The organism is Nocardia araoensis NBRC 100135 (assembly GCF_000308435.1).
In the GTDB taxonomy this organism is placed as follows: Bacteria; Actinomycetota; Actinomycetes; order Mycobacteriales; family Mycobacteriaceae; genus Nocardia; species Nocardia araoensis.
This window is the reverse complement of record NZ_BAFR01000078.1, coordinates 1-2316: the sequence shown is the minus strand read 5'-3', so window position 1 is coordinate 2316 and position 2316 is coordinate 1. Positions and strand designations below refer to the sequence as shown.

The following is a 2316-nucleotide window of genomic DNA, read 5'->3' as shown; positions in this document are numbered from 1 at the left end:
CTATGAGGATCGACACGGGGCTCAGCCCAACACAGGACTCAGGGTTGCGGATAGTTCAATCGGCAAACTCCTCTGGGAATAGCATCCCAGTCTTTTGCATCCATCCTGGCGGAGGTTTGGCGTGGAGATATTTCGGACTGCTGAAGTATCTCAGCGACGACATTCCGTTTTACGGAATCCAGGATCCGTCCATAGTGGGTGACGAGAGTGTATTTGAGACTATTGAGGACTATTCCGATCGATATATAGAGGAGATCCTCATGATCCAACCCAAGGGGCCGTACCGTCTTATCGGCTGGTCACTGGGAGGGCGTATCGCACATGACATCGCAGTGAAGTTCGCCGCGCAGAACCGAATAGTTGACCTATTGGTGATCCTGGATACAACACCCGGCTCAGACGTGGTAGACCCAATGCCGGGTGATGAAATGGACCTACTAGATGGGTGGCGAGAACTTCTCGACGTGGATGTACCCCCGGAGATTCGTGATGAACATGAATTGATGCTACTGCTGAGTTCGCGACTGGCTACTGTGGGTGGGTTATCGATTGAGGTAGCTGACCGAGTTGTTAAGAATCTCTCCAGGCCGCCTGTGCCTGGTGCGCCAGCGGGAGTTCATAGCGGTGATTTGATGTTCTTTACAGCAGCTAAGGGAAGAAGTGCGGAAGGTTTGGCTATTTCTAAGGCTTGGGAACCTTACGTTACCGGTAGGGTAATCGACATCCACATCGACGCGACCCATGTCGGCCTGATGGACAAGGATGTGCTGGAAACGGTTGGTCCCGCCATCGCCGCTCGTTTAAAGTAATCCAACTCTGGTCGCATTCGGTTTGAGCAATAGGTATGCTCGCTCTCGATTCACATTGAAGGCATCGATGACCCTCAGGATAAGTGCCCCTACTGAGCCTTTAGGCCGTGTCTTACGTGGTTGTGATTCGCTAACGCGCATTGTCTAATCTGTTGTGGTGGATGAGTTTTCGCGTCGGCTTGTGCCGGATGAGTTGTAGGAGTTGGCAGAACCGCTGATCCAGCGGTTAAATTCTCGCCCGCAGGGTGGTGGCACCGCCCCGGTGGACAACCGGGCGGTGTTCACCGCCATCGTGTATGTCCTGACCAGCGGATGCGCCTGGCGGTGCCTGCCGCCGTCATTCGGTGTCACCGTGCCCACTGCACACCGCCGGTTCACCGAATGGACCAATGCGGGGGTGTGGCGCAAGCCGCATCGGGCGGTCCTGGACGAGCTCGGTAGCGCGGGCCTGGTCGACTGGTCGCGCGCGGTCTGCGACGGAGCGTCGGTGCGGGCGAAAAAGGGATTTACGACTGGGTCCGAACCCGGTCGACCGAGGCAGGACCGGGTCGAAGATCCACGCGCTGTCCGACCGGGACGGCCTGCCGTTGTCGGTTGCCGTATCCGCCGCGAACACCAACTACGCCGACGCTCTCAAGCCACTGGTCAGGCCCATCCCCGCGATCAAGTCCCGTCACGGCCCGCGCCAACGCAAACCCGACAAGCTGCATGCCGACAAAGCCTACGACCACATCGAACTACGAGAGTGCGTGCATGACAGGGAAATGCCGTGCAAATCGCCCGCAAAGGCATCGAGTCCAGCAAGAAGCTCGGCAAGCACAGACGTCGGCAAGCACAGACGGGTGATCGAACGGTCGATCGCCTGGCTGTTCGGCTACCACCGCCTGACCATCCGATACTAGCGCTACGCCAACCACTCCTGCGCCTTCCCAACCCTCGCCGCCGCACTGACCTGCCACAAGAGACTGGTGAAGCTGAGAGCGACGAAAAGCAATCTAGGATGTATTCGTGACAGTCACCTGGGACTCTTCTACGCCTGGCCTGCTCGCTCTGCCCTCGGGTCGGTCGATCCGTGGCCGAGCGCTTCGTCGGCCGATGCCGGGCGGTCCTGTGCCTGAATTCGGGTTGTACCTGCTTGAAAAACAACCTCCGTCCGTGGCGTGGTCCAGCAGATGGATTCGGTGGCCCGACTTCTGGTTGCCTTCAGATCGCACCGACGCCTACCGTGCAATGCAGGAGGCGTGGAAACGAAGCGACGCCGAGCGAGTCGAGGTGGCCTGTAACGGCGGCCGCGGCCGAACCGGCACGGCACTTGCATGCATCGCAGTGCTCGACGGCATCCCCGCACACGAGGCAGTCACCTATATCCGCACGCACTATTCACCGCACGCTGTCGAAACACCATGGCAACGCCGCTTCGTTCATCGCTTCACGACTCCAGCCGACCGCTGACAAAGAAGCCCCCACACCCGGCCAACTAAACATCACGACGTGAGACACCTTCTAA

General features: G+C 58.7%; 3 protein-coding genes and 1 pseudogene. All 4 read left to right on the top strand.

Annotated features, from left to right (window positions below):
* Positions 1-809 (top strand): thioesterase domain-containing protein (locus ON21_RS36890; protein WP_083880530.1); only part of this gene is annotated, 809 nt, incomplete at its 5' end.
* A 202-nt stretch (positions 810-1011) separates the two neighbouring features.
* Positions 1012-1206, top strand: a pseudogene (locus ON21_RS40940) (transposase); the annotation flags it as partial.
* Positions 1199-1711, top strand: coding sequence for a transposase (locus ON21_RS37875; RefSeq protein ID WP_083880529.1), 513 nt, complete (start codon positions 1199-1201; stop codon positions 1709-1711). The pseudogene ON21_RS40940 and the gene ON21_RS37875, both read left to right, overlap by 8 nt.
* Positions 1712-1817: 106 nt before the next feature.
* Positions 1818-2261, top strand: a complete 444-nt coding sequence (locus ON21_RS36875) for a protein-tyrosine phosphatase family protein (RefSeq protein WP_083880528.1) — start codon at positions 1818-1820, stop codon at positions 2259-2261.
* Positions 2262-2316 lie beyond the last annotated feature (55 nt).

Bases quoted from the DNA above. Each gene is read 5' to 3' on its own strand.
- ON21_RS37875 (WP_083880529.1), top strand. From the start codon at position 1,199: ATGCGGGGGTGTGGCGCAAGCCGCATCGGGCGGTCCTGGACGAGCTCG.